Origin of the sequence: Escherichia sp. KCJ4928, from assembly GCF_004352695.1 — a bacterium.
Taxonomy (GTDB): domain Bacteria; phylum Pseudomonadota; class Gammaproteobacteria; order Enterobacterales; family Enterobacteriaceae; genus ECMA0423.
Genome location: NZ_SJWV01000706.1, coordinates 1 through 303, shown reverse-complemented (window position 1 = coordinate 303; position 303 = coordinate 1). Strand labels below are relative to the sequence as shown.

1 protein-coding gene is annotated in these 303 nt (G+C 57.4%); it reads right to left on the bottom strand.

Annotated elements, in window-relative coordinates; translation table 11 throughout:
- A partial coding sequence (locus tag E0D98_RS26355; protein WP_131891616.1) for a phage portal protein occupies positions 1-303 on the bottom strand: 303 nt, incomplete at both ends.

Below are 303 nucleotides of genomic sequence, written 5' to 3'. Positions count from 1 at the left end.
ACGGCCTGCCGCCATTTCTGAAAAAAGACGTCGAATTTTCCTGAATATGATGCCCCTGCGTTGCCGCCAGCCCGGCGGCATACACCGGCGGCAACCCTATAAGCGGATGAAAAAAACAGTTAAACCGGTCGTGGATCACTTCCCGGGCAGGCACCGTCACCGCCTCAGTGATCCCACAGTTCCGGTCCGGCGTGATGCGGTAGAACACCTCGCCGTCATCCGCCACCAGAGGTTCAACCCGGTTCCAGTCCAGAATACGCAGTTCTTTGATCTGCCCCCGGGCATTACGGATTTTCAGCACCA